Below are 22,885 nucleotides of genomic sequence, written 5' to 3'. Positions count from 1 at the left end.
CGCCAGTACCGCCAGTACCGCCAGTACCGCCAGTACCGCCAGTACCGCCAGTACCGCCAGTACCGCCAGTACCGCCAGTACCGCCAGTACCGCCAGTACCACCTGTACCACCTGTACCACCTGTGCCACCAGTACCGCCAGTGCCACCTGTACCGCCACCCGTAGGGGTGCCATCAAATCCGCCAGTACCACCATTTACATTTCCAGGGGTAACTGTCGACCCGCTACCGTTTGTCGGAGCGGTTACATCAACCTTACTTCCACCAACTTGTTCTGGTGCGCCACCGGCTCCCTGCTTAAACGCAGTTACATCATAGTGATAGTTGGAACCAGGGTTGATGCTTGACTCGGAGAATGGAAGCTTCCCGTTAACAGGGCTGACATTACCGTAGTCTTGCGTTACACCGGTTGTCGTATTTACATACGTTAAGTGAAATGTTCCATCGCCGTTAGCTGTATAAGTCCAATGCGGGTTACGCTCAACATGGTATTCATAAGCCCCTTCAATCACCGCGAAAGAGAAAGTTATTGTGCCCGAAGATGTTTCAGGCGACGGAGAAATCACTACAGCAGGTACATCATCAATAGTAGTAATCGTTATCGGGTCGGAGACTGTAGTTCCCCATTGATTGGTTGCCTCTACCACATACGTGTATGAACTGAGCTTATCTAGAGTTGTGTCCCGGAATGTTGTCATAGGACCGGAATAAACTACAATTCCCCCGTCCCGAACCAACGTATACGTGAGATTACCTGAACCTCTAGTCCATTGGAAAGAAGCGGCGTCTGAGTAGATGCGATTCGCTTTTAAACCTGTAGGCTTAACCGGAGCAGAGCCTTTAGTGTGGACATCCAGATTAAACGAAGCACTATCTCCATGCGTATTGCTAGCAAAGAACGTATACGTATAATTGGTGTCCTCTGTTAATCCAGAATCGGTGAAAGAAAGATCAGACCCCGTGTAAACAACGGTTCCATTTCTTTTTACTGTGTAACTATCCGCGTCAGGGATTGCAGGCCATGCAAGATCCACGGAGGTCTTATCCACATTGGAAGAAGTTAACACAGAAGTTCCAGAAGGAAGTTTTGGTCTAAGATCAGGAACAACCTGCGCCGGAGTTGTTACCGTAATATTTGCCGGAACGCTGGCGGAATTTCCTTTCATAGCAATCAGGGTGTACAAATATGTCGTCGAAGGAGAAACAGTTATATCGTCATAAGACACACTAGCGCCTTGGCTCACGATATTACCATCACGCTTCAATACATACTTATCCGCGGACCCTACTGCTAACCACGATAGCGAAACTTTATTATACTCCGGAACTCCACCGGAAAATCCTTGAGGCGCGGGAACAAACTCCGAAAGCGTTGTAGCGCTCACAGAAGCAGGCAGGCTAGTCCCAGATACGTTAGTTGCTGTGACTTCATATGAGAAACTTGTATTAGGAGCAAGAGAAATATCTGTAAAACTAGGAGTTGTTCCGGTATATACCACGGAACCATTCCTCGTTACAGTATAACTCTCCCCAGCAACTCCATTCCATGCCAGTTGAACACTAGTTTCCGTCGTAGTCACAACTCGGAACCCTGTAGGTGCTGACGGTGCTGGGATAGATGCCGTAGTAACAGAAGCACTAGCCGTGGCGCTAGGCAAACCTGCAGCGTCAACCGCTTCTATCGTATACACATAGCTAGTTGAGGCAGTCAATCCAGAATCTTGGAATGTATTTCCTGCAGCGTTAGAGATAACATTACCATCTCGTTTAAGCTTATAGCTTACTGCTGTAGGAACGGAATCCCATGACAAATTAACCTTATCTGTTCCTGCGGCAACCGCAATAAAATTAGTTGGGACAGCCGGAGGAATAGCCGCGCTTGTAGTAGCAGAAGCACTTGCCGCTTGACCTGACAATCCGCCAGCGTCGACAGCTTCAAGAGTGTATGAATACAGAGTCGAGGCTGTTAAGCCAGAGTCTTGGAAGGTATTTCCTGCGGCATTAAAAATAACCGTTCCATTTCTCTTAAGCTTATAACTTGCTGCTCCCGGAACAGCGTTCCACGAAAGATCAACCTTTGTGCTACCGTTAGCGATAGCTGTAAATCCAGTTGGAGTTGCAGGTAATGTAACAGTTTCCGTAGTAACATTAAGTGTCGTTGCTGGGCTGGCTGCCATTCCATTCTTAGCTACCAAAGAATAAGAATAGGCTTGACCAGAAGTGAGTCCGGTATCCGTAAAGCTGTTCCCGGTTCCACTGTAAACAACTAGGCCTCCTCTTTTAAGTTCGTAAGAGGTAGCACCTGAGGTGTCCCAAGTCATGGACACCGAATTAGATGTCACGGACTGCGTTTTAAAATTCGTAGGTGTCGTAGGTACTACCCCTGTTGAATTAATAACATAGGGGTCTGCCGCTGTACCTGTACCTGAGCTTATGACTGCATTGGAAACTACTTTAATAACGGGGTTAACATTGCGATCATAAGAATAAGCCCCATCAGTTTTGTTATTCGGAGTACTCCAAATAAGGGCGTTACCGTTCACACTGCCATTTTGATGATTCATTAGCAAATAAGCAGTAGACTTGACGACATAAGGAGCTATCTTCGCTTGTTGACTAGTAGGTAAACCTACTTTAGCATAAATAGTTCCTTGGCTACTATAAGGTGCGTCGTCATAATTTAAATCAAATTTAGTAGTGGCTATTAAATCTTTTTCCGCCGTACTAAACATATTTAAGAAGGCATTATTCAAGTAATAGCCAACATTTGTACTTACAGTGGCATTAAATTTTGCAGAGGAGTTAGCAGTATCAAATTTCATTAAATTAACAGAGTCGTCCGACATTAGAAGACCGTCCGAAGACCACACTCTCCACAACATAGGTCCGAACAGGACATACTCGCCTCTAATGAGCTGACTAGCTCCCACCATAGCATAATCAGAAGCCCCTGCCTCGTAGGTGTACGAAATGGACGAAGTATCGCCTAATACCTCTGCTACTGTACTCCTAATAAATGGGGTTACACTTATGTTATAAGTTTTCCCTTTTTGACCTTTGAAGGAATATCCCTGATCCGAAGTAAGATAGTACACAATAGGCGTGCCACCGTTTATGGAAATCTTTACTCCAGAGGCGACAATAATTGGATCCCAAGAAAAATATAAAACTCCATTTGGCTTTTCCTGTACTTTTACATTAAGGGCGTCAGATGGCTTTTTAGTAAAAATGCTGGAAGCTAGAAGCTCTGTAGCATCATATACATCTACAACCCCTTCGTTAGATAGCTCAAAAAGACTGGTTGAGTTTCTACCCAGGTAATAATAGTAATACAATATTTTGCTACCCGTGTCTCTAGATCTAGATAGAAAAACTTCGCGCTCTTCACTAGAGGTTAATGAAACAAAAGAAGCAGTATTGATATAGTCCATTAACAACCCAGAAGAGTGTTTAATTAAATTAGATCTTTTTGCGAACTTCAATGGAAGGACTCCCGTACCGACTTCGTAAAAATAATACATAGGGCTACTCATTGTCGGATCAGATATTATTTCAAAAGAATCCGAAGTGCCCATTGCGCTGACACGAGGCGCGTAATTGAGGTTCGTGTAGCTTTCTGAAAAAACATCCCCCAACTTTGTACCATCTGTAGAGTACCTAGATATATAAGCTGTCTTAGTTACAGTGTCTACAGTTCTAAAAGCAAGTTTAGTAGCATCATCATTTACCGCATACATATATCCCCAACTATACGTATCTCCAGTATTAAGAGATGAGGCATAAGGCGTTCTACCTGTTTCTACTTTAAAACTTGTAGTAACCGTTTTAGAATCGATGTCGTAAATCATAATTGATTTATCGGATGCTTGTGTGAATACAACCTTGCTACCATCTCCAGAGAACGAAGGATAACCATATCCCACTTTATCGCTGTTCAAAATGATAGAAGTATTATTTACTAAATCAATCAGAGTATATTTAACTCCGTTCTCTCCACTACCAGTGCCGTTATATCTGACACCTGCAGCATAGGTAAGATCAGCATTATATTGGAGCCAATTAACTCCCGTCGGTATAGTTACTTGGGAAACTGTGTCGGTCAATCTGTTGTAAATATTGATTTTGCCACCACTAGCTACTGCGAGTTTAGTGCCGTCGTTAGAAACAGCGCTAATAAACGTTACAGAAATGCCGAATTTTTGAGTCAGATTAAAAGAACCTGTTTTCTGAAGGCCTGAATACTTGTCTGCAGCAGCACTAGCACTGTTAGGGTAACCCGCAAACACTGATGTCATAGCGCTAAATATCAGCACTATCGACAAAATCATTGAAATTAGCTTCTTATTCATCTGTTTGTTCTCCTTCTGAGCGGTGTTTTTTGTATGTTCCAGATGCAATTTCAACAGTACTTGCATCAATTTCTAGTCAATCCCCCCTATCGAACAGTAATATGTTAATTAATTAGTATACTAACATATAACTTTACTAATTAATATATTACTATTGGCAAATCTTGTGATTCATCAAATATCCCCCCTCCAATTCTTTATTTTTCGTGTACAAGTGTTCTCACGTCTTCCGCCCTTGGACGATTAATTGTCTCTATTTGCAGCACAAAGCAGAAAGGGCGCGATCGACATTAAGTCAACCGAGCCCCTTTCTGCTATTCCGAAGCCCAATAAATAGGAAACTGCTCAATAACATGAGTAACGGGTGCTGACCATATGCACCGGCATGTTTCTCTGTTTGTCTACGAAACCTTATGGATCAGATACCCTTCATGTTATCTAGACGGTTCCTTAACACAAGAAGAACACGTTTTCTTCTACGAGCGTCATGCTCACTAAACCAACCTTCAAGGGATCCACCAGATTTTATTAATCCAATAACAGTTTTTCTAACATGTTCCGTTAGGCAATTGAGTTCAAGCTGCGCCATCGCAATACCAATATAGACGTAAGTTTTGTCATCCTTACGAGAACGAAGATGTTTCCAGTAGCTTGTAGTCATCTGAGTAGCTCGATCAGGAGTATGTCCATTCTGAATATGTTCTTTAAACATGCACGATGCATCCAAACTCGTATCATTTTCTAGCAATTCAGGTCCCCAAGCTCCCAAAAGTAACGCCTCCTTATACATTTCGGCTCCCGCACAGGGGATAAAGCTATGAATTACACCATAAACGTATATTGCCCGGTCTTATCTTGAATGAGCGGACGTTCACTTGTGCGGGATCGGTTGCTACCGGAAAGATCCGCCTTCATGAGCGCGACGGCCACTTCCACCCCGATCGCGCGAACGACGTTTGCATCAACAGATTGACCGATGAGCTGCGTACGCATGTTTTCGCTCATCCATTCCGGAAATTCGAACCATTCCGGGATGTGCAAGAACCGCGCCAGTTCAGAAGCTAAGAATTTCCGCCAATGCTTCCCGTCCGGATGGAGTAGATAAGACGAAGTGCTGTTCGTCCGACTGTAAGAAGCAAGAACCGCAGCCATTCGCGTATCCTCGAGCCCTACGAGAGTTCGGTTGTGATGAGTGGTGAAATTGTTGCGCTCCCCGCTTCTCCCAAGTAGTTGCTCCATGTAGGTGCCGGCGATCGGTTTGAACTCCCCTCTAGCTTCCCAGTCCGGTCCGATAACCTGGCCGATGGTAGCGCGAAAGCGCTCTGGAATGCGAGGCGTGTCCGGCCACGAGAAATCGACTTGACCCTTGAACGCCACAGCGTACCCCCGATGCCTCGAAGGAATTGAACCGAATGCGTGCGCGTCAATCGACGTCTCGTAAAAGCTACCGAAGCCGGCCGCGGCGAGGATTTCTTGAACCTGACGATAAGCCCGCGAGCGGTAATATTGATTTACTTGCTCACAAATAACCGCCCTAGCGCCCGAAGCAAGAATCAAGCGAGCGTAATGTGGTCCGAGCCCGCCAACTACGTCTGCACCACTAAGTCCAAGTGGACTATGGTCAATGCACTCCGCTGAAAGCCATGCGACGTCTGCTTCCGGTACCCATCGTGGCGCGATATGCCGGATGTCACCGAATAGCGAGAGCGAATCGGGGAAGTTCAGCTTGTAGGTGTCGATCGCAGCATTCCAGTAATCCACGCCCGCCGTACTTTCGTATAACCCACTCTCACAAAGCGCTGCTGTTGCCACGCCCGCCCCTGCCGGAATCGAAAAACAGCGCAGCCGCTTCATGTGACTACCCTGAAATTCTGCATCCGAGATTTCGACGAGCGAAAAGCTCGCCATTGCCCTCACCTCGATCTCGCCGTCACGCACGATCATATCGATGCGCTGCCGGGCCCGAAGAACGCGGGTGATGTCCGGATTCTTCCGGTCGAAATACGGTCTTGGCGACTTCCAACCGGCGCGTTGACGCCTTGAAATGACACCATCGCCCTCTTCACACCGCACAAGGAATACCGCTTCCTGCTCCAACCGTATACTCACAGAGTCTCCGGGGGAAAATCCCGCGGACTCGAGAACGCTGGGCTCGAAGTAAAGGCGGGTATGTCCGTTAGCTTTGGTTGTCATGAGGTTGCGTACCATTTTAATCATGCGAATCGCTCCTTTGTTTTGGACACGAAAAAAGGCGCACAAAAAAAGCAGACGGATCCCGTCTACTAATTGTTCGCCTGTTCGTGCCGCTTTGAATGCGTTAAAGTAACTCTCCTACCAAGCCGAAAAATTGACGGCTAGGAACATTGATAATTTCGTAATGCCTAAATTATAACAGATCGAAGGCCATCTTTGAATCCTCGGCAGCGCAGCATGTAAGACCAATTGGGATATATATAAAAACAGGTATTTGGATTTTTGGTGCAGTGCCTGGAAAAAGAAAAGATGATCACGAAGGATCTTCTATTTCAATGAGCCACACACCATGTTCATTTTTTGCCCTGAGTCTCCCTGACTCACACATACGCTGAACTGTGCGAATGTTTATGCCTTTTCGAAGGGCATATCCTTTGACCGTAGTTACACAGTCCAGCGGAGTCAGTTTCCCAAAACCAGTCTTTGATTAGGAAAGAAATCTGCGGTTTTTTTTGTAAGAGTAACAAACCTTGTAATTAGAATCATTGGAATATCTGATGATTCATTCCATAAAACAGTAATTCTCAATCCGTCTTTATTTTCTGCATCAATTATCCGTTGATCACCAGGGATCCCAAGTTCGATCTTAAGTCCTTCGATAAGTGCAGTGACTTCATCTCTTGATAATTCTGGAAAGTTCGTCAATGGCTTCGTGTTCTCTTCACTCCGATCGTTGTTAAGAACATTAACGTAGACGGGCTCACGTTCGGTAATTTTTATTGCAGAGATTTCTGAGTAAGTCATGAGTTCTTTTAAATCTTCAAATGTAAATTTCACAAGTAATTTCTCCTTTTTTTGAAAAGAGTTTTTTGGCTCTTGTATGTATACCTTCATACAATTATTTTATCATAATGTCGCATGTACGACAAAGATAAGAAGGGGAATTGTTTTATATTTCCTCAAAAAAATTCGAATACCACCAAAAAACAAAAACCCCTTTCCGTTAAGGAGTAGGGGTTTTGGTCAGTTCTTGTATCGGCAGGTGTAGTCAAGTTCACCCGTTTTCAAATAGTGCTCAATGGCAGCTTCTCCAAATCGAATCAAGCTTGCGGCGCTATACGATTCCTCGCCGCAGGTTAAGCACACTCGAACTTTAAAGCCATGCAAACGTAACATTACATTTTTATATGGCCTGTCCAAAGTTGTAACGCGATGAACTAAAGGATGTTCGCAATTAGAACAAGTCCCCACCGAGGGCACAGCGGCATGTCTCTCTTTGTTCATAACAAGAGCTCCCATTTCAGTCCCCCTCCCTCTAGGTACATCTTTATTTTACCTAGTAATACTAACAAATTCAAGGGGAACGTCACTTTCTATAGATACAATGCTAGTATAGACAAAAAAAGAACCCGAAAAACCGATTATAACGGTTTCGGGTCAAGAATTGTCACGACCAGCATGCCTTCAATTTCGTTTCCATCCTCGTCGAACACTTTATCGAAATTAAAGGCGAGTCGGCCAAGCTTGCCATTGAGTTCACCAGCTACTGTGTACGATAGCGTTTCCTTGCTGTCACCGCTCGGATGGAATTTCACGGTCGCTTTCTCGACGGAATTCAGATTACATAGGATATGAATCATTTCTCTAAGAAGCTTGGACTCATCCGTGCTAAATCCTCGCTTTGTAAGAATGCGTGGATTTCTTTGAATATAATCCCTTCGCACGTGACCGTGGATCTGAACAATATCGTTCGCCAAGCAGTGTGCAACATCATTCTTCGTGACGTCACGTACCGCCGCTAAGATGTTTGCTTTCTGTGCCGTCGTCAGGGAATTCCGAATCTCCAAACCATGCTCGAGGACAATCTCGTCTTTAGGCAGTTTGCCAGCGTTGGCCGTAATCTCGAGAATATGTTCATCTAGTAGCTCTAATTTACAATTGACCTTCAAAACAAAGGCGATCGCGCCCTCTTTTGTCCTGATTCCCAGTTCTTCATCCATCTGCTCCGCGGCAGACCCGTCTTCACCTACAACTGCTTGTCCAGCAGGCAGTTTCTCTGCATTCTTTTCGCCATCAGTTGCACTATTCATCGCCGTCTCCCCCTCCCAAAAGTAACTTCAGCTCTTCAATCGGAATCCACCAGAACTTCGTGACCTGGAAGGCCCAGATTTTTTTCACGTTTATGTACCGCCGGACGGTAATTTCGCTCTTTTTCAGAATCTTTGATGCCCACGATATTGTACCGATATCGGTAGCAATCCGTCCGGTGTCTAAAAGGTAATGCTGCCGAACAACGGCTTTCTCTAGTTTAAGCGCATATTGCCGCAGTTCCATGAACTGTTGCTCCAGGCGGGTGGTACTTGAATGCTTATCTTGTAGCGTTTCCCTCATCTTGAACGCCTGCATTGCTATTTGATTGATGGGCTCCCAAGCGAATTTTCCCTCCGATACGGGGCCGCCATCACTCCGAGCGTTATGCACGAGCAACCAAGTATCGATTAGCAGCTCATCAGCATCGGCAGGACTTCGCTTTGTATAGAACCATCGATTTAGCGCATGCATTTTCGGCTTCAAGGATAAGACGATCTCCATAACTTCATCCAATTCAGCCCACCTGAGGACATCGTCTTGGTCATCGTATGACATGCCAGCGATACTCCTTTTTTTATGAGATGGGAGCATAGTTATATCTAAAGATATATATTTGTTGATCATTTTGGGACACTGTCATTTTAACAAGCCCATCTGAGAAAAGCAAGAGATAAAAATGAAGTCGATGGTTACATAGGAAAGAACCGTCATACCTTATCGGCAAGACAGTTCGATGAATCGATACGAGCTTATTTCGCTTAGAATTGAATCGGCTATATCAAAGAATTCCCAGATTCGAAACTGCGTTATCCGGCGGGCAGTCCGCGGCGAACCGGCGAACTATGTCCACTTTTTCCTTCAGGAGATTACGGTTTGCTTCTTTCGATTTCTCGAAAACGAAAAGGCTACCGAGGACGAGCGCGGCTATAACGACAACGCTCCCCACCCTAAACCATTTAATAATACCCATGGCCATGAATAGCGAGTTGATGTCGAAGAGCACTATAGCAATTGGGAATAGCACCTGCCAAGAATCGACATGATTAGGAACTCAAACTAGTACAATTTTACCATGCCAGAAATTAGAAAAATATGCTAAAATTTAGTTGTCAATATGTTATTCATTTTTTTGAATTGGGTATTGACAAATCAGAAAATGAGGAGTGGTTTTGTGAGAGTAAAACGTTTCGTTGTATCGAGCTTTGCGGTCTTATCCATTTTTGTTTTTGCATTAAGTGCACAAGCACAAAACAAAAGTATTGATGCTTCGCTCGAAGAACCGCTGGTAGAGATCACTGATTATCAAACATTCGCCCCCCCAAGCATTCAACAAGAAAAACTTCCTGATAGTGAATACGATCCACTTTATCCCGGCCTGACCGATGCTAATGGAAAAATAAAAAATATTGATGAAGCTAAACTTAAAAAAGGATTGTTAAAGCACTTCAACAAACATCCAGAATCCTTTAAGGAAAGTATCAAAAATATCGATGCTGTTACCCAATCATATTTAAAACAACTACAAAATGAAAAAGCAAAACAAGAAAATGCAGCAAATATCGGGATTCAACCAATGGAAGTTCCAATCTGCTGCTATGTCACAAGTGAATGGCAATCTGGACATCCATATACAACTTCTTCAACCAATTATGTACATTGGCAACCTTGGATTATTGAAGATAACTGGCTGTCAAATCTTGCAATCACGGTTTCGACTGAATTATCAACTGAGGTATCTAGAACTATTGGATTTTCAGGTTCCGCGGATATTAAGGCAACTTTGGGATTTTCCGCTGAATATACCGAGAATCAAAAGGCAGTATTTACTGTCGGAACTACTATACCAGGTCATAATATTTGGGCGTATCGTCCATGGATAAAGTCTAATGGGAAAACATGGGAAGGCTACATGATATATCATTACTATAATCTTTACACCAGCTCCTGGACTTACACATCCGACTTTAAATCAGGAACCAATGTTACTTTGACCTCAAAAGGTAACCAATATTGGTCGGCGGAAAACCCTTCTCCGTTTACTTCACCAAGACCATCTCCTCCTAGTGGAGCACCATGGTAAAGGTAATATCTGGGTTAGGTATTCTTGCAATTTGCGCTTACTTATTCACTGAGATCCACCAAAATGCAGTTAACGCTATGCATGCTGCTGGGAGAGTTCGTAGAACTCTATTTGGAGACTACGGTAGCTATTTAATTGATAGTAGCGGATATGGGATTTTTATTATTATTTTAATTCTATCAATTTTCTCTCTTATGCTAATTGTTTGGGGATGTTTCTTTGAAAAGTCGAAATAAATAAGAACAAGCCTGCTCTAATGAGCAGGCTTGTTCTTATCCCTTAACAGGGTATTGTTGGGCAAGAGGGTTGCTTATTTCTCACGCGAAAGCCGATTCCAAGATACTAACAGGCAGTTGCATCTCCCCATATCGTTCCTCGAGCTTTGCGAGTGATCGAACATTGAATCCGAGCGCTTCTTCACTGGTCATCCACCGTGGCGCCGGCAAATCTCCCGAAAGGGAAATAAGTTTCCGGAAAATACGTCCGTTAAGCCATGAGCTGGCGTCGGCTGAAAACCAGGGGTAACGAAGTAGCAGGTCGGTTGTGCCGAGTCCAAGGGCGTGAAAATTCGCTTGGTCTCCGTACCGCCTGAAGATTTCCGCGAAGATGCGCGCCCGCTCCGTCCGGCTGACAAAGACTGAACCGCCAATGGCGATAACGTCATGGTCCTCCGCAATAAGCTGCTCGAGCACATCCAGCGAATTCTGTACGTGATAGATTGGAATCGGCCGGCGGCCGACTTCACGTTCGAGAAATTCCGTATTGCGCCTCGTCAGTTCGGGATCGCCAAGCACGTCCGCTGTTAGGTACTGAAAGATCACGTCCGAATGCGCTTTGACGAAATCCGCGTACGCCTGCAGGTCAACAGGTTTTGGCGATTTTCCTTTTTGGACAGCCTCATAGTAGCTTTTTTCGCCGGGGTCGATGATGCAGCATTTATAATCAAACCCAAGCTCCCGCAGGTTATCCTTCCAACTGGCCGAAGCGTCGGAGCGAATATAGTAGTACGAGAGAAGCACGAATAAACCGCCGTTTTGCTTAACGATTCGCACATCGTCCTTTCGCTTGCTGACGCCGCTGAATACATAGCGCAGACCGCGTAGGGTAAGGCGAACCGCTCGGTTCTTTGTTTCCGTCACTTTGCAGATGTCGCTCATAATCGTTTTGATAAGGCCGGCGATCGCGCTCGAGAACGAGTTGATCCGGATGAGCGCCTTGAGCGTCGTAACCCGACGATAAAAGAGGATGGCCAGTGCGCGCCGCAAGCTCGCGCGCGGAATGCGGTTTGGCTTCTCGCTCTTTGTCGTCGTGACGTAGATATAGTCGTTCGTGACCTTCTGGATGACGTTGGGTCGCTGCTCTTTGACGGTAAGGAAGGTATACCCTGCCTTTCCGTACTTGCGCAGGAAGGCCCGCTCCTTCGCCCTGGCTTTCGTGAGAAAGTGCTGCATATCGCGTGATGCTCATACAACAAGGACGGGAAACCCCGCCCAAATTGCAGCGGAGCTTCCCTCCTTGGTTTTTTAATAAATGGTAATTCGGATTATCGTGTTGAACGCCGAATTTCCATCGAAAACAAAATTTAAATCGAAGATCAGATTTGGATCATAGTCAATTTTTCTTCCGTTCTAAATTGCAGTCCCTGCTATTTACCAGAAACGAAAAACATCCTTCGTGCGCTCACTCACTCACTCACTCACTCACTCACTCACTCACTCACTCACTCACTCACTCACTCACTCACTCACTCACTCATTTGTTTTTCGTAATCAAGGATGCCTTCGTACGTCAACCATTCCGGCTTTTGCCCTTCAGGGAACGAATTGTGAAGCTCCATCATCTTCTCAATTTGCTCCTTTACGCTCCCTGCCCACAGACAGGATTCGCTTCGATTCCCATACCCGAGATAGTACTTACAGTCGCTTTGCAGCCTGTCCAGTAACATGTAGTTGAACCGATACGGACTCTCTTCGTACTGCGTCTTGAAGGTCACGATCAGGTCACTACTGATAGGCGAACAAGGGTCACCGTCAAACTCGTTCCCGCAGCTATACAGTTGGGGGCTCCCTTTACCCATCGCGACGTCCTTCCACAGCGTATCGGTCTCGATGCACTTATAGACGGGATTGTCCCAGTCGTCTTTCCCCATATATTCCATCGTTCTTACGTTTGCCGCTGCTTCCATTCTTACCAGCTCCATTCGTTTGTTTTAGGGAAGGCTCCCCAACGGGATACAGTCAATTAGAACTCCCGTTCAACTCAATAATCCGAATTCCCTAATAAATTAACTCGCCCGTATGTGATCCATAAAAACGTTGACGCCGCACCATTTGAAAAACCGTCTTCCATCAGGATCGACAGAGACATCTTTCCAATGCGCGTAGCCTTTATCGCTCCACCGCACAAGGACAAGAACGTCAAAGTCCAACAATAGCGCGACACTTACATCTTTTGACCATTCAAACGTTCCAATGACCATCCTGGGGCCCTCCTTATACAAACGCAGCCGGAATCGCACTATAGGCTGGGGCAACCTTCGTCTGACGAGCTGCTTTACGCTTTTCGATGCACACGGCGACGTCTTGCCCGCCTGTCTGCAAATCGCCCCACTTGTGACTGGGCGAGTATTGCTGAAGCAAGCGCAGACGCAGTGCCTCGGCCTCCCAGAAGCCTATCTGACGCGATTTCTCGCACGTGTATCGCAGATAGTACCATCCACCCGCTTCCCCGCCACCAAAGCTTCGTGTGACCGTGTAAAAGTTCACCCAACAGGCAATACCGAAGAGGTTGTGCGCGAGAACCAAAAGCCCCGAAGGAGCATGACGCAGCCTCTTGAGCGCCACAATCGGCGATACGCGTTTAATCAGCAGAGAGATCCGCATGATAAGCCAAATCGCGGAAGCGGGCTTCTTCTTCGAAAGCGATATCGCAGGTACATCCGTAGCTTGTTGTTCCAATTCCCCCATACCGAAAGTATCCAATTTTACAGGTGTGGCTTTGAACGAAACTGGAGTTGGTCGCTTGAACTGACGAGCCAACCGATTCAGCTCAATGGCATACGGCCGGACCGCAGTAAGAAATCTCTCTTCAAGCATCCTGATCTTCTGCCGGATAGAAACGGCCGGGATCTCTGACTCCAAAAGGTCAATCCCCTCCTCCTCGTTCCCCAAACAAAATCGCGAAACCTTTAACAAAAAGGATTGAATCATCCGAATTACCCCCAAGAAAATTAAATTAGTCTTCACTAACCAATAAAACGGTGATGACTGGCTCTAAATCGTCGCCCGGCAGCAGGGTCGCGTAGAGCGCAGCGGTCTTTGTCGAACCGTCCTTGGTTTCGACGGCATGTTCAAAGTCGATACGATCCCCGCTTCCCTTACGCATTTCCTCGCGTAGCTTGACCAAGAAGCGTCCAAGTTGCACCGTACGAGAGAATGAAAGATCCATCCCTGATAGCGCGGTACCGAGCACTTCCGCGTCGACCGCATGCGTCACCGCGACGGGAAAAAGGATGCCTACTCGCCTCGAGTAATTCGAAATATCAACGAGCTGTCCGTCTTCGAGCGCCTGCCCGCGGGTGTACCGACTGATCACATTTTCGTTGTCCATATGCATACTTGTCACACTCCTCGAAATGTCTTTCATCATAGCCTGCAGAAACGGGCGGAAGACCAAGCCGGCATAACGCTTCGTCCCGGCCGTAGAATTTCACATAGTTCGACCAGACAGCGGCAATTTGAGGATCGAGCCGATTATCGGCCTTTGCTCGCTCAAAGCCGGAGCGGGTCCACCATTGGTTTTCCAAGTCCGCTCGGAATTGTTCGCCGCACAGCTTGTTTGTCCGGCCCTCGCACCACTTCTTCTTCGCATAGTCATAGAGCCGACCCGTTGTAAACCACGCACGCTTGCTTTCGCAGTAGTACGTAACGTGGTAGCCGCGCTGCTCGTTCCCCGCGTGCTCCATGTAAGAAACCAGGAGCACGGGTTCCTTCGGAAGCAAGAATTGCACCTCCGGAGGCATCCGCGAGAAAAGATTGTCGTCGATGGCGGGCGTGTAGACTTTCGGGGACCGCGGGTTTTGGTATATGTCCCTACTGACCTTCCCGTTCACCTTCACGCACCAAAGCTGGACGATAAGCTCATACAGCGTATCCCTGCAAGTTTGATCGGAAAGTTCCTTTTGGCTCCATTGCCTGTACGAATAATCCCCTTGGGAAATCAAATCCCGAACGGTACGCTCAGCTCTCACGTCGCCCCCGTAGCCGGCATAGCTGCGCTGATGGGTCGAAAGCGATTGAAACTCATCGTACAAATCGTAAACGGAGATCGATTCCTTCCCCATCATCCCGACGAGATCGAATAAGGATAGCTGGATCGACTTCATTATTGAATCCCCTTCACCAAGACGAAGCGCATCGGCTTATTCCGATGGACGTCTCGAATGAGCTGCGCAAAGCGCCAGCGATCGTCTGCTCTCCGGTAATTTGCGAAGTTACAGAGGACGAGGAAATCAGCCATCAGCCGCGAGAAGGCTACAGGAAATCCAGTTTCTGCGATTACAGAACCTCCTCGCGTTCGAGAAGAGAACGTCAGCGTACTAGCGACAAGCATTTGATCCGGATAACCCGTTTGGAATTTCCGAATCGCGTCATCTAGCATGCGATAGAACTTCCGACGGCTTGCATAATAGAAGCCGAAGGTCGGATGATGATGGAGCTCGTAGCCGCCGGTTTTCTTCTTGCTGATGCTGAAGTATCCATTCAGGTACCTACCCAAAATCCGCGCTTTCAAACTGACGATGAGCGCGGCAGTCGGAATCCCAGTCATGATGGCGAAAATAATGACAATAAGGCCACTAATGACATCAATAAGCATTCGAATATCCTCCTTTGGGCGGAAAACGGGGACTCACAATCGTGGTCCCCGATTACCCCCAATCAAATTGATCTACGATTTCGTGAAAAGAGCGGCCTACGGCAAGTGGAATCAAGATCGGATTGCTTCTCACCGATCGTTCTCCCCCGCTCCGCTTCCTAAGCGCCATCATTGCTTCATTTTCCAATTTCCACCTAGGACTCTGCCACAAGCTGATAGCCTAGCCTCACACATTTCCTGCAATTCTAGCAAGCGCGATCTGCACGATTCAAGATTCGGGTCGGCGTCCTAAAAATGTCCAAGATTTTTGAGACTCTCGAACCGCTGGTCGCCGATAATGACATGATCGAGAAGCTCAATACCTACGAGTGTTCCAGCTTCAGCTAACTGTTTCGTTAGTTGAATGTCCTCTGGAGAAGGTGTAGGATTGCCTGAAGGGTGGTTATGAGCAGCGACAAAAGAGGCGGCATTATGCCGAATCGCCGATCGTAACACTTCTCTTGGATGAACGACGGCTGCACAGATGGAACCAATGGAGATCGTTTCGCGGCCGATCACCTCGTTTTTGATATTAAGAAAGAGACAAACGAAGTGTTCTTTTTCCAAAAAACGCATGTCCATAAGTAAGTCCGCGGCATTTTCCGCATTACTAACAGTCACCTTCTCTTCACGCCTTACGAGGTTTTGTCTGCGGCCGAGTTCGAGCAGCGTAGCCATATAAAAGGCTTGTCGCTCATCTAGTCCAAACCGCATAGATAACTCATATTCGGTGTAGGAACATAACACGCGCAATCCATTTTGAAGCAACTCGTCTGCCAGAAGGGATAAAGACCGTTCCTTGGCAATCGGCGCCATCAACGTCACAATGAGATCGCGCGTAGAAAGAGACTGCACCTTACCCGTGATATAAAAGTTCTCCATGACCTCTTTGACCGCGAATTTGTTCAGGTCCTTTACGGACATACCAATTACCCCCATTGAATATGATGGAATGAAAAAAGGGCGCATAAGCGCCCGTTCCGTTTAACCCCTCGACAACAGCTTGCCGACGACCGTGTTTTGCTTGATCGTCTTCCGGCGCTGATAGTTGAAGGATGCCTTCATCACATTGATTTTGTTCAAATAGTCCTGTTTAGCCATACGAATGTCGCCCGTACCATAATCCGCGGGGTCGCCCCCGCGCCGAAGATGGCAGAGGGGCTTCCTCCTCACATTTTGGTTTTTGTATAAAGCTCTACGCATTACCACCTCTGCCGTAACGCGGCATCGTTAATTCCTATCCCTTAGCGATCCTATGATGAAATGCACCCTACTCACAATTCATATAAGCCTGGCATTCGTCATTGACACACTTAAAGCCAACAATGAATCCATCGACGGGATCTTGGAAAATTTGAAAATGTTCTCCTCCACATTCTTCACATTGTACGCGTTCAGGCATTCTTATCTCTCCTTTTCAAATGATCTTCCTTATCCCACCAAATCAAATGTGATCTGATCGTCCGGCCGCGAGTGCCCAAGCAGATTATGCTTCAGCTCATCGATCCAGAAAGAAAAGCGCTGATGCTGGATCGCCTTCCTCGCGTCCCGGTTTCGGACTACGAAAAAATAGGTGTCCGTCATCGGGTAGAAAGAAAAGTGATGCCCTTTCTCCTCCTTCGACCAAATCTTTGGCGAGGACTCCTTGTACCCGTGAAGCGGCTGAAAGGCGAATTGATCGACCGGTACCTGCAGCCAGTTTACCGTTGTCGTCGCGTACTGACTCATCGTGAAGAACCATTCCGCGAGAATCCGGTCTAGACCGCCGGGATCGACCACGCCTGCTGCGCTTTCCCAATGGAGCCAAAAGAACGATCGTTCTTTCTCGCTCACGCGGGGACGGTACTCCACCTGCAGCTGATGCTCGCCGATGGAGCGGGTCCAAACGAACTGCTTGTTAGGGTTAAGCCCGACTTGCGCCAACGCCGGAAGGATGCCATCAAGCGGCAGATCCACCGACCATTTGAAAGCGATCGATCTTAGCCGCATCGGTCAGGCCCCCAATGTCAGACCTTTTGAAATGGCGGTGCCAAGTGGAAGCGTACCGCGATACTTCTTCCCTGCTGCCAGGATGACGGCATCGTCCGGTGTAAAGCCTTCCGCCTGCAGCTGCTCGTTGATCAGTGAAGACCAAACGAAAAGCTCGGCCGGTGTTAACGACAGGACGTTTACAGGAACGATATGCGCGCCCGCTTCGACCTTAACTAAACCATCGCCGGTCAAGGAGTAGAGAACCTTCCCGAGTCCCTGTGCGATCTCGAGATTTTCGTCCATCCGAGTCTCGAAACCACCAAGATTAAGCAGCAAGCATACACCTTTTTGATTAGAGGGTTTCATTTTCATATTGCCACCTTTGGGCCTCGTTTTTTTTGAGTCACGACCTGCCGAACAATTCCAAGTTTCTTAGGGATGCCGTGTTTGATGAGGAGCTTGAGTAGTTCCCTCTCGTAGGCGTCCGCATCCTTGTCCTTGACGGTTTTGCCGCGGCCGCTAACAATCACATGGAGCGGGTAGGACTTCACCACATCAAAAAAAATAGGGATATGTACCCCATCCTTCTCCACGACTGCTTGACCAAAGCACACAGGGCTCTTGCTCACCTGGATCGAAACCTTTTTCATCATGCGAATGTCTCCTTTTGGGAATAAAAAAAGAAGATGCCGGTAGCATCTTCTAATGTTCATCCCTGGAATGGTAGAATGCTTCAGTTGCCGAAAATCAGATAACGATCGAGCAGGACAAATGCTCCGACAACGTAGAAAACGGCCAGTAAAACTGTCTCCTTCTTAGAAGGCATGTTCAACCATTCCTCTCTTTTATGAATATGAACTACCGCCAGATGCCGCAGAATCCCGCTCCAATGAAGAGCTGAATTTGGTTTGGATTTCAGCAAATGTTACCTCGACGTCCCCAAGAATCTGATTGTCGTCCAAGAAGTGCACGTATTGCGTAATCAGTTCAAAGGTTTCGATGGAAACCGCTTGTTCCAAGCCTTCTGCCGTGGGCACGTTCATAACTACAACCGTACCGCCCGTATAGGGCTGTTTCAGTTGAATCAACATGCGCTCGCCTCCAAATGTCTCCAAAATAAAAGGAGAGAATATTGCCGCTGCCGAGTGGCCGCTGCGTATTCTCTCCCAAAATCCATTACGAATTACCGTCCTACGCTTTAAGCGCCGGAGCGAGAAAGTCCATCGGTCCGTACCGTTCTTTAAGCTTAGTTAAAGATACGGTAATGTCACCAATGATCCCGCTCTTCTCGAGCTCCTTCTTGTAGCCGTCCACGATGACACCATCACCCAAGGCGATAAGCGTATCGCACTCGCATTGGCGTGCGGGTACGTCGATGACATTCAAGACGCCACCGTCATAGGAAACCTTTTCATTCGTCAGCATGTGCTGATACTCCCCTTTACAACGGTCACAATGCGTCATGATATCACGCTCCTCATGACTTCATTGTACCACCGATTAATTATTCTCCCAAATTGTTTTCCAAATTTGCGATCAAATGCAAGTGCCGATGTGAAGGCTCCATGCAAGTAATGACGTGGAAAACCCGTGTACTGACCAGACCCACCACAACAATAAACCATTTGCCCTCATAGCTCTTTCCCAGAATGCAACGCGAAGGTGTGACAAGGCCAGAAGAACGCGAACTACGCATTCGATTAGCCTCACTTGAATACCCTTCAACAATGGTTCCGGTAAGAATTGCGCACGCAATGTCCATTCGTTCAAAGCCACGCTGTTCTTGACGATCATCGGTATAATGTTTGGAGATGTCTGTCAGATAACCATCAGTACCAGTGATACCTTTGCGAATACACTCCAGCTCGTAAGGCCAATTGTCCTTGCGATAGTCCATGTACCAATTACCCCCCTCTCGCGAATGTTGTAGAAACGCAAAAAAGCCCTGGGAATAAAAAAAGGGCACAGCCAAAAAAGGCTTGCACTTCTAATCCCAAGGCATTATCCAATTGCTGTCGAGACGACAACGACTCCTTCTTCGCAGAAAAAAATCCACGGAGACAATCAATAAGTATTCGCAATACCCCGATTATACTCCATATCAGACGCTTGGGCAATGATGCGAATGGGCTACATAATCAAAGAAAAACCGGCACACCTTAGCGTATGCCGGTCAGTCGAATGATTTAGTAGTGCAGTTCATCGAATAATTCCTTTAGTCTAACAGGCAATAATCGGAGTCCATCGGATACTTTTTTGGTTTTTGTTGCTTTCAAGAGTCTCGTAAATACAATACTTTCCCAATCCTCGAATTGTAAGGACAGCGGTGGATCGGCCATCGTTTGGCAATCGGATGGATCTCCGTAATTGCGATACACGGCGCATGTCGTGGGACGAGCATCATACATCGAGCAACTCCCATCGTCAGATAAAAGCGGGCATGGGATATGTGCATTGAAGTAATGCGATCTCTCGGTATCAGGCGTGTTGCCATTGTAATGACGCATGCCTTGTCGCTCAAGTTCGTCGATTGCGTGCTGAATTTTACCTTTAAGTTCATCTCTTGCTTCCCCGGACAGACTCTTGATCGCTGGAATCATCGAGCGCATTTCATTCCAAGAAACCATGATCGGTTGGTAGCAACAAGCGTGACAGCCTTTTGAGCAAGAATGCTTGATGTTGTGAGAGGCCTCGACAGAATCAATCTGCTCAGTCGCCCACTCAATCTCAGCTTTATACCATTTCGATAGAGCAAGTGGATTCGGATGATCAGGAATGCGAGACCCGTTGCTCTCTTGCTTTATTTGATGGGCTCGACCGCCTGAATCTAGTATCATGGCTTGAAATTGTGACGGAGTTGGTTGGCTGATGATCGACACCTACGCTCTCTGCATGTTTAGTGGATCCTATTTGATTTCAAAGAACCGATGAAGCGGGCCATATAGGGGGCTTGCGCTCGACTTGTCCTTCTGAAGCGCCACGCCAAGGTCGATAATGGTGTCTTCTACCCCGCGAAGCGAACGGACGTTCATTAAACGCAGCAAAAGTTGATGAACCGGCTCGCTCTCATCTTGAATCGAAACTCGAACGGAGTCCTGATCGTTCATTCTACTGACTTGGAAGAAGACGTCCTCGTAGCGATAGACGACCAAGCGCGCCAATTCCGCTTGGCGATCGGACGAGATTTGCTCTGGAAATAACAGACACCTAAACAGCGTGGCTTCATCGAAATCATAGCCAGCCATTTCAAACCACTGGCGGACGCCGTTGAACGTGATTTCGAAATTCACCATCATGTAGGATTCGACGAATAAGTCTTCGAGCATTTGCGCGTTCATATTAATATTGCCCCTTTACAAAATCAACATGGGATACGCGAAGATCATCACCGGAGCTGGACTCGAGCGTGACAGCGATTGCGTCTGGCAAGTCTTTCACGTAGATACTAGGCGCCTGAAGCTCCCCTGAATAAGATTGTATCACGTTTTTGTAAGCTTCCAAATTTATGACGGGTTTTCCAGTGTACGGATCAATTAGATTCGTATACGTCACCTGTTCTTCCGTTTCGTCGGTGCTATCCGAACTACCCGTTCCGGTACCAGACTTCCCTCCGCTTCCGGTTGTCGTCGACCCCGTTCCTGTGCCGGATCCGCTCGTCCCGGTAGACGTGGTCTTTTGCTTCTTTACCTGCTTACGATGGACTTGCCTGCCATACGTCCCGTAAAGCTGCTCGATACCAAACGTGATCGTGATCGATTCGGTGGTATTCTCCCCTGTCGGCCCCTTTGGAGATGGAGTGACCGAAGACGTCGGCGTTGATGGATTCGCGTTATTTTGCCAAGACTGAGATCCGGTCGCGATATAAGGTACGTCTTCCCACGGTTTACCCGTTTCCGGGTCAATGCCGCGATCTCGGTCCAAGCTCATCAAATTGTCGTTCATCATCAGCGTTTTGAGCTTGTTCGCGTACTGCCAGTCGGTTGCATACGTAGCACGCTGCAGCTCGTTTGCCCATTCAAACGGGTTCTTCTTGGAGAGCGTGATGCCGTAGCGCGGATTATCAAGCAAGAATTTGGCGTGATCATCAAAGGAGTCTGCGAAACTTGAGTACGCGCGGAATCCGGCATTGATATGACTTGTCCCGTTCTCGTCTTGTTCGCTTGTCCCGGCGTAACACACAGGACCTTTCCAAGCAGAGTTCGCCTTAATCCCGAATACGTTATTACAGATATCGGATTTGCCCCAGCCCGACTCAAGCGCCATTTGCGCCAGGGTTACGCTTGCCTTAACGCCTGTTCTCTTCTCCGATTCCATTGCATAGGGTGCCCATTTGATGAAAAACGGGTTATGCAAGACGCCGACTGTGGTAGGAACGACAATAGCTGGACCGTTGCCTCCACCGCCTCCCGCTCCGCCACCGGAACCGATGACGCTGCCGGTGTTCATGTCGCGCGTATAAATCATCCCGGATTCACTGAATCTCGGCGGCGCGGTTTCAATATACACGTTGCTGATGTAGAGCATCGGATTCGTGCGGTAGTCGTAGCCGTTCATTTCGGAGAAATTGACGTCCCCAAAGGCGCCAAGTGCAGCTTCGCTGGCGACATCGGTTACCTTGCTCATGAAGAGGATAAAGGGCGTCGGATCAACCGGGTCTCCGCCATTTGGATGTAACTCAAAATGAAGGTGCGGTCCTGTCGATTTGCCTGTATTCCCCGAGAGCCCGATAATTTGCCCCTTTTTGACGGTTTGCCCCGGCGTGACGAACGCATTGCTCATATGCAAGTAACGCGTGATGCCCGGGATATCCTCGTCTTTGCTCTCAATTGCGACGTTGATGCCGGCACTCTTCGCATTCGGTGGGTCGGAAGTTTTCGGAAAGTAGACAGTCTTCACCGTGCCGTCTTGGGCCGCGGTGACCGGCGTGCCGATCGGCACACCGATATCCACACCTGCATGGAATTCATCTCCTCCGTTGACCGGGTCAACGCGTTCCCCGAAGCCGTCGGTGATGATATCCTCCAAATCGTGCTTGTAAATCTGCGGCGGCAAGAACTTTTCAGAAAGAACCGTGCTTGACACCAAGGATGTGTTCGAAGAGATGATGACCGCGAAGAAGTAGAAGATTAGCAAAATCCCAAGAAGGATCGCATAAACCCACCAGAAGCCAGCAAAGTGATTCGCAACCTGTTTGCGAATCTCCCGCTTCAGCTTCTTCTTCGCTTGCTCTTTCAGATGGTTAATCGCGTTGTCTTTCATTTGACTGAAATTGAAATTCGGAAGTTGAA

General features: G+C 47.3%; 25 protein-coding genes. 1 reads left to right on the top strand and 24 read right to left on the bottom strand.

Annotated elements, in window-relative coordinates; genetic code table 11:
- From ACFPOF_RS06960 to ACFPOF_RS06930, 7 genes are all read right to left on the bottom strand, one after another.
- Window positions 1-4,348, bottom strand: a 4,348-nt coding sequence (locus ACFPOF_RS06960) for a fibronectin type III domain-containing protein (protein WP_465251465.1), incomplete at its 3' end; no start/stop codon positions are given.
- A gap of 418 nt (window positions 4,349-4,766) precedes the next feature.
- Complete coding sequence (locus tag ACFPOF_RS06955; RefSeq protein ID WP_378130955.1) at window positions 4,767-5,117, bottom strand: hypothetical protein; 351 nt, start codon at window positions 5,115-5,117, stop codon at window positions 4,767-4,769.
- A 53-nt stretch (window positions 5,118-5,170) separates the two neighbouring features.
- Window positions 5,171-6,565, bottom strand: coding sequence for a DNA cytosine methyltransferase (locus ACFPOF_RS06950; protein ID WP_378130953.1), 1,395 nt, complete (start codon window positions 6,563-6,565; stop codon window positions 5,171-5,173).
- Window positions 6,566-7,003: 438 nt separating this feature from the next.
- Window positions 7,004-7,378 carry a hypothetical protein gene (locus ACFPOF_RS06945; RefSeq protein ID WP_378130951.1) on the bottom strand — a complete coding sequence of 125 codons (375 nt, stop codon included), beginning with the start codon at window positions 7,376-7,378 and terminating at the stop codon, window positions 7,004-7,006.
- A gap of 186 nt (window positions 7,379-7,564) precedes the next feature.
- Window positions 7,565-7,825, bottom strand: a complete 261-nt coding sequence (locus ACFPOF_RS06940; RefSeq protein ID WP_378130949.1) for a YgiT-type zinc finger protein — start codon at window positions 7,823-7,825, stop codon at window positions 7,565-7,567.
- A gap of 137 nt (window positions 7,826-7,962) precedes the next feature.
- Window positions 7,963-8,631 (bottom strand): hypothetical protein, encoded by a 669-nt coding sequence (locus tag ACFPOF_RS06935; RefSeq protein WP_378130947.1) that lies wholly within the window; start codon window positions 8,629-8,631, stop codon window positions 7,963-7,965.
- Entirely contained in the window at window positions 8,624-9,187 is a 564-nt protein-coding gene (locus ACFPOF_RS06930; protein WP_378130945.1) for a hypothetical protein, read from the bottom strand. The genes ACFPOF_RS06935 and ACFPOF_RS06930 overlap by 8 nt, the downstream gene beginning before the upstream one ends.
- A 616-nt stretch (window positions 9,188-9,803) precedes the next feature.
- Here ACFPOF_RS06930 and ACFPOF_RS06925 point away from each other — a divergent pair.
- Window positions 9,804-10,712 carry a hypothetical protein gene (locus tag ACFPOF_RS06925; protein WP_378130943.1) on the top strand — a complete coding sequence of 303 codons (909 nt, stop codon included), beginning with the start codon at window positions 9,804-9,806 and terminating at the stop codon, window positions 10,710-10,712.
- A gap of 317 nt (window positions 10,713-11,029) precedes the next feature.
- Here the strand turns inward: ACFPOF_RS06925 and ACFPOF_RS06920 are convergent, their stop codons facing one another.
- From ACFPOF_RS06920 to ACFPOF_RS06840, 17 genes are all read right to left on the bottom strand, one after another.
- Window positions 11,030-12,163, bottom strand: a complete 1,134-nt coding sequence (locus ACFPOF_RS06920) for a hypothetical protein (protein WP_378130941.1) — start codon at window positions 12,161-12,163, stop codon at window positions 11,030-11,032.
- Between the two features lie 293 nt (window positions 12,164-12,456).
- Complete coding sequence (locus ACFPOF_RS06915) at window positions 12,457-12,897, bottom strand: LPD11 domain-containing protein (RefSeq protein ID WP_378130940.1); 441 nt, start codon at window positions 12,895-12,897, stop codon at window positions 12,457-12,459.
- A 99-nt stretch (window positions 12,898-12,996) separates the two neighbouring features.
- The gene (locus ACFPOF_RS06910) at window positions 12,997-13,191 is read right to left on the bottom strand and encodes a hypothetical protein (RefSeq protein ID WP_378130938.1); all 195 of its coding nucleotides are present in this window, start codon (window positions 13,189-13,191) and stop codon (window positions 12,997-12,999) included.
- A 13-nt stretch (window positions 13,192-13,204) separates the two neighbouring features.
- Entirely contained in the window at window positions 13,205-13,921 is a 717-nt protein-coding gene (locus ACFPOF_RS06905) for a hypothetical protein (protein WP_378130936.1), read from the bottom strand.
- Between the two features lie 25 nt (window positions 13,922-13,946).
- Window positions 13,947-14,327: a DUF6573 family protein gene (locus ACFPOF_RS06900; RefSeq protein ID WP_378130934.1), complete on the bottom strand. Its 381-nt coding sequence runs from the start codon at window positions 14,325-14,327 to the stop codon at window positions 13,947-13,949.
- On the bottom strand, window positions 14,254-15,096 hold the full coding sequence (locus ACFPOF_RS06895) for a hypothetical protein (protein ID WP_378130932.1): 843 nt from the start codon (window positions 15,094-15,096) through the stop codon (window positions 14,254-14,256). The genes ACFPOF_RS06900 and ACFPOF_RS06895 overlap by 74 nt, the downstream gene beginning before the upstream one ends.
- Window positions 15,096-15,587, bottom strand: coding sequence for a hypothetical protein (locus ACFPOF_RS06890; protein WP_378130930.1), 492 nt, complete (start codon window positions 15,585-15,587; stop codon window positions 15,096-15,098). Before ACFPOF_RS06890 ends, ACFPOF_RS06895 begins: the two co-directional genes overlap by 1 nt.
- Window positions 15,588-15,875: 288 nt before the next feature.
- A complete protein-coding gene (gene radC / locus ACFPOF_RS06885; RefSeq protein ID WP_378130928.1) occupies window positions 15,876-16,550 on the bottom strand; it encodes a RadC family protein in 675 nt (224 codons plus the stop codon).
- Window positions 16,551-17,057: 507 nt separating this feature from the next.
- Entirely contained in the window at window positions 17,058-17,615 is a 558-nt protein-coding gene (locus ACFPOF_RS06880; RefSeq protein ID WP_378130927.1) for a hypothetical protein, read from the bottom strand.
- A gap of 3 nt (window positions 17,616-17,618) precedes the next feature.
- A complete protein-coding gene (locus tag ACFPOF_RS06875; RefSeq protein WP_378130925.1) occupies window positions 17,619-17,969 on the bottom strand; it encodes a hypothetical protein in 351 nt (116 codons plus the stop codon).
- A complete protein-coding gene (locus tag ACFPOF_RS06870) occupies window positions 17,966-18,250 on the bottom strand; it encodes a hypothetical protein (RefSeq protein ID WP_378130923.1) in 285 nt (94 codons plus the stop codon). Before ACFPOF_RS06870 ends, ACFPOF_RS06875 begins: the two co-directional genes overlap by 4 nt.
- A 192-nt stretch (window positions 18,251-18,442) precedes the next feature.
- Window positions 18,443-18,688, bottom strand: coding sequence for a hypothetical protein (locus tag ACFPOF_RS06865; RefSeq protein ID WP_378130921.1), 246 nt, complete (start codon window positions 18,686-18,688; stop codon window positions 18,443-18,445).
- A 100-nt stretch (window positions 18,689-18,788) separates the two neighbouring features.
- Entirely contained in the window at window positions 18,789-19,022 is a 234-nt protein-coding gene (locus ACFPOF_RS06860) for a hypothetical protein (RefSeq protein ID WP_378130919.1), read from the bottom strand.
- Window positions 19,023-19,101: 79 nt separating this feature from the next.
- Entirely contained in the window at window positions 19,102-19,494 is a 393-nt protein-coding gene (locus ACFPOF_RS06855) for a DUF4258 domain-containing protein (protein WP_378130917.1), read from the bottom strand.
- Window positions 19,495-19,783: 289 nt separating this feature from the next.
- Complete coding sequence (locus tag ACFPOF_RS06850) at window positions 19,784-20,476, bottom strand: YkgJ family cysteine cluster protein (RefSeq protein ID WP_378130915.1); 693 nt, start codon at window positions 20,474-20,476, stop codon at window positions 19,784-19,786.
- A 27-nt stretch (window positions 20,477-20,503) separates the two neighbouring features.
- The gene (locus tag ACFPOF_RS06845; protein ID WP_378130913.1) at window positions 20,504-20,935 is read right to left on the bottom strand and encodes a hypothetical protein; all 432 of its coding nucleotides are present in this window, start codon (window positions 20,933-20,935) and stop codon (window positions 20,504-20,506) included.
- A 1-nt stretch (window position 20,936) separates the two neighbouring features.
- The gene (locus ACFPOF_RS06840; protein WP_378130911.1) at window positions 20,937-22,856 is read right to left on the bottom strand and encodes a glucosaminidase domain-containing protein; all 1,920 of its coding nucleotides are present in this window, start codon (window positions 22,854-22,856) and stop codon (window positions 20,937-20,939) included.
- Window positions 22,857-22,885: the final 29 nt, after the last annotated feature.

Origin of the sequence: Cohnella soli (assembly GCF_042655525.1) — a bacterium.
In the GTDB taxonomy this organism is placed as follows: domain Bacteria; phylum Bacillota; class Bacilli; order Paenibacillales; family Paenibacillaceae; genus Cohnella; species Cohnella soli.
Note: the sequence above shows the minus strand (reverse complement) of the source record. Positions and strands in the feature narration are given on the sequence as shown.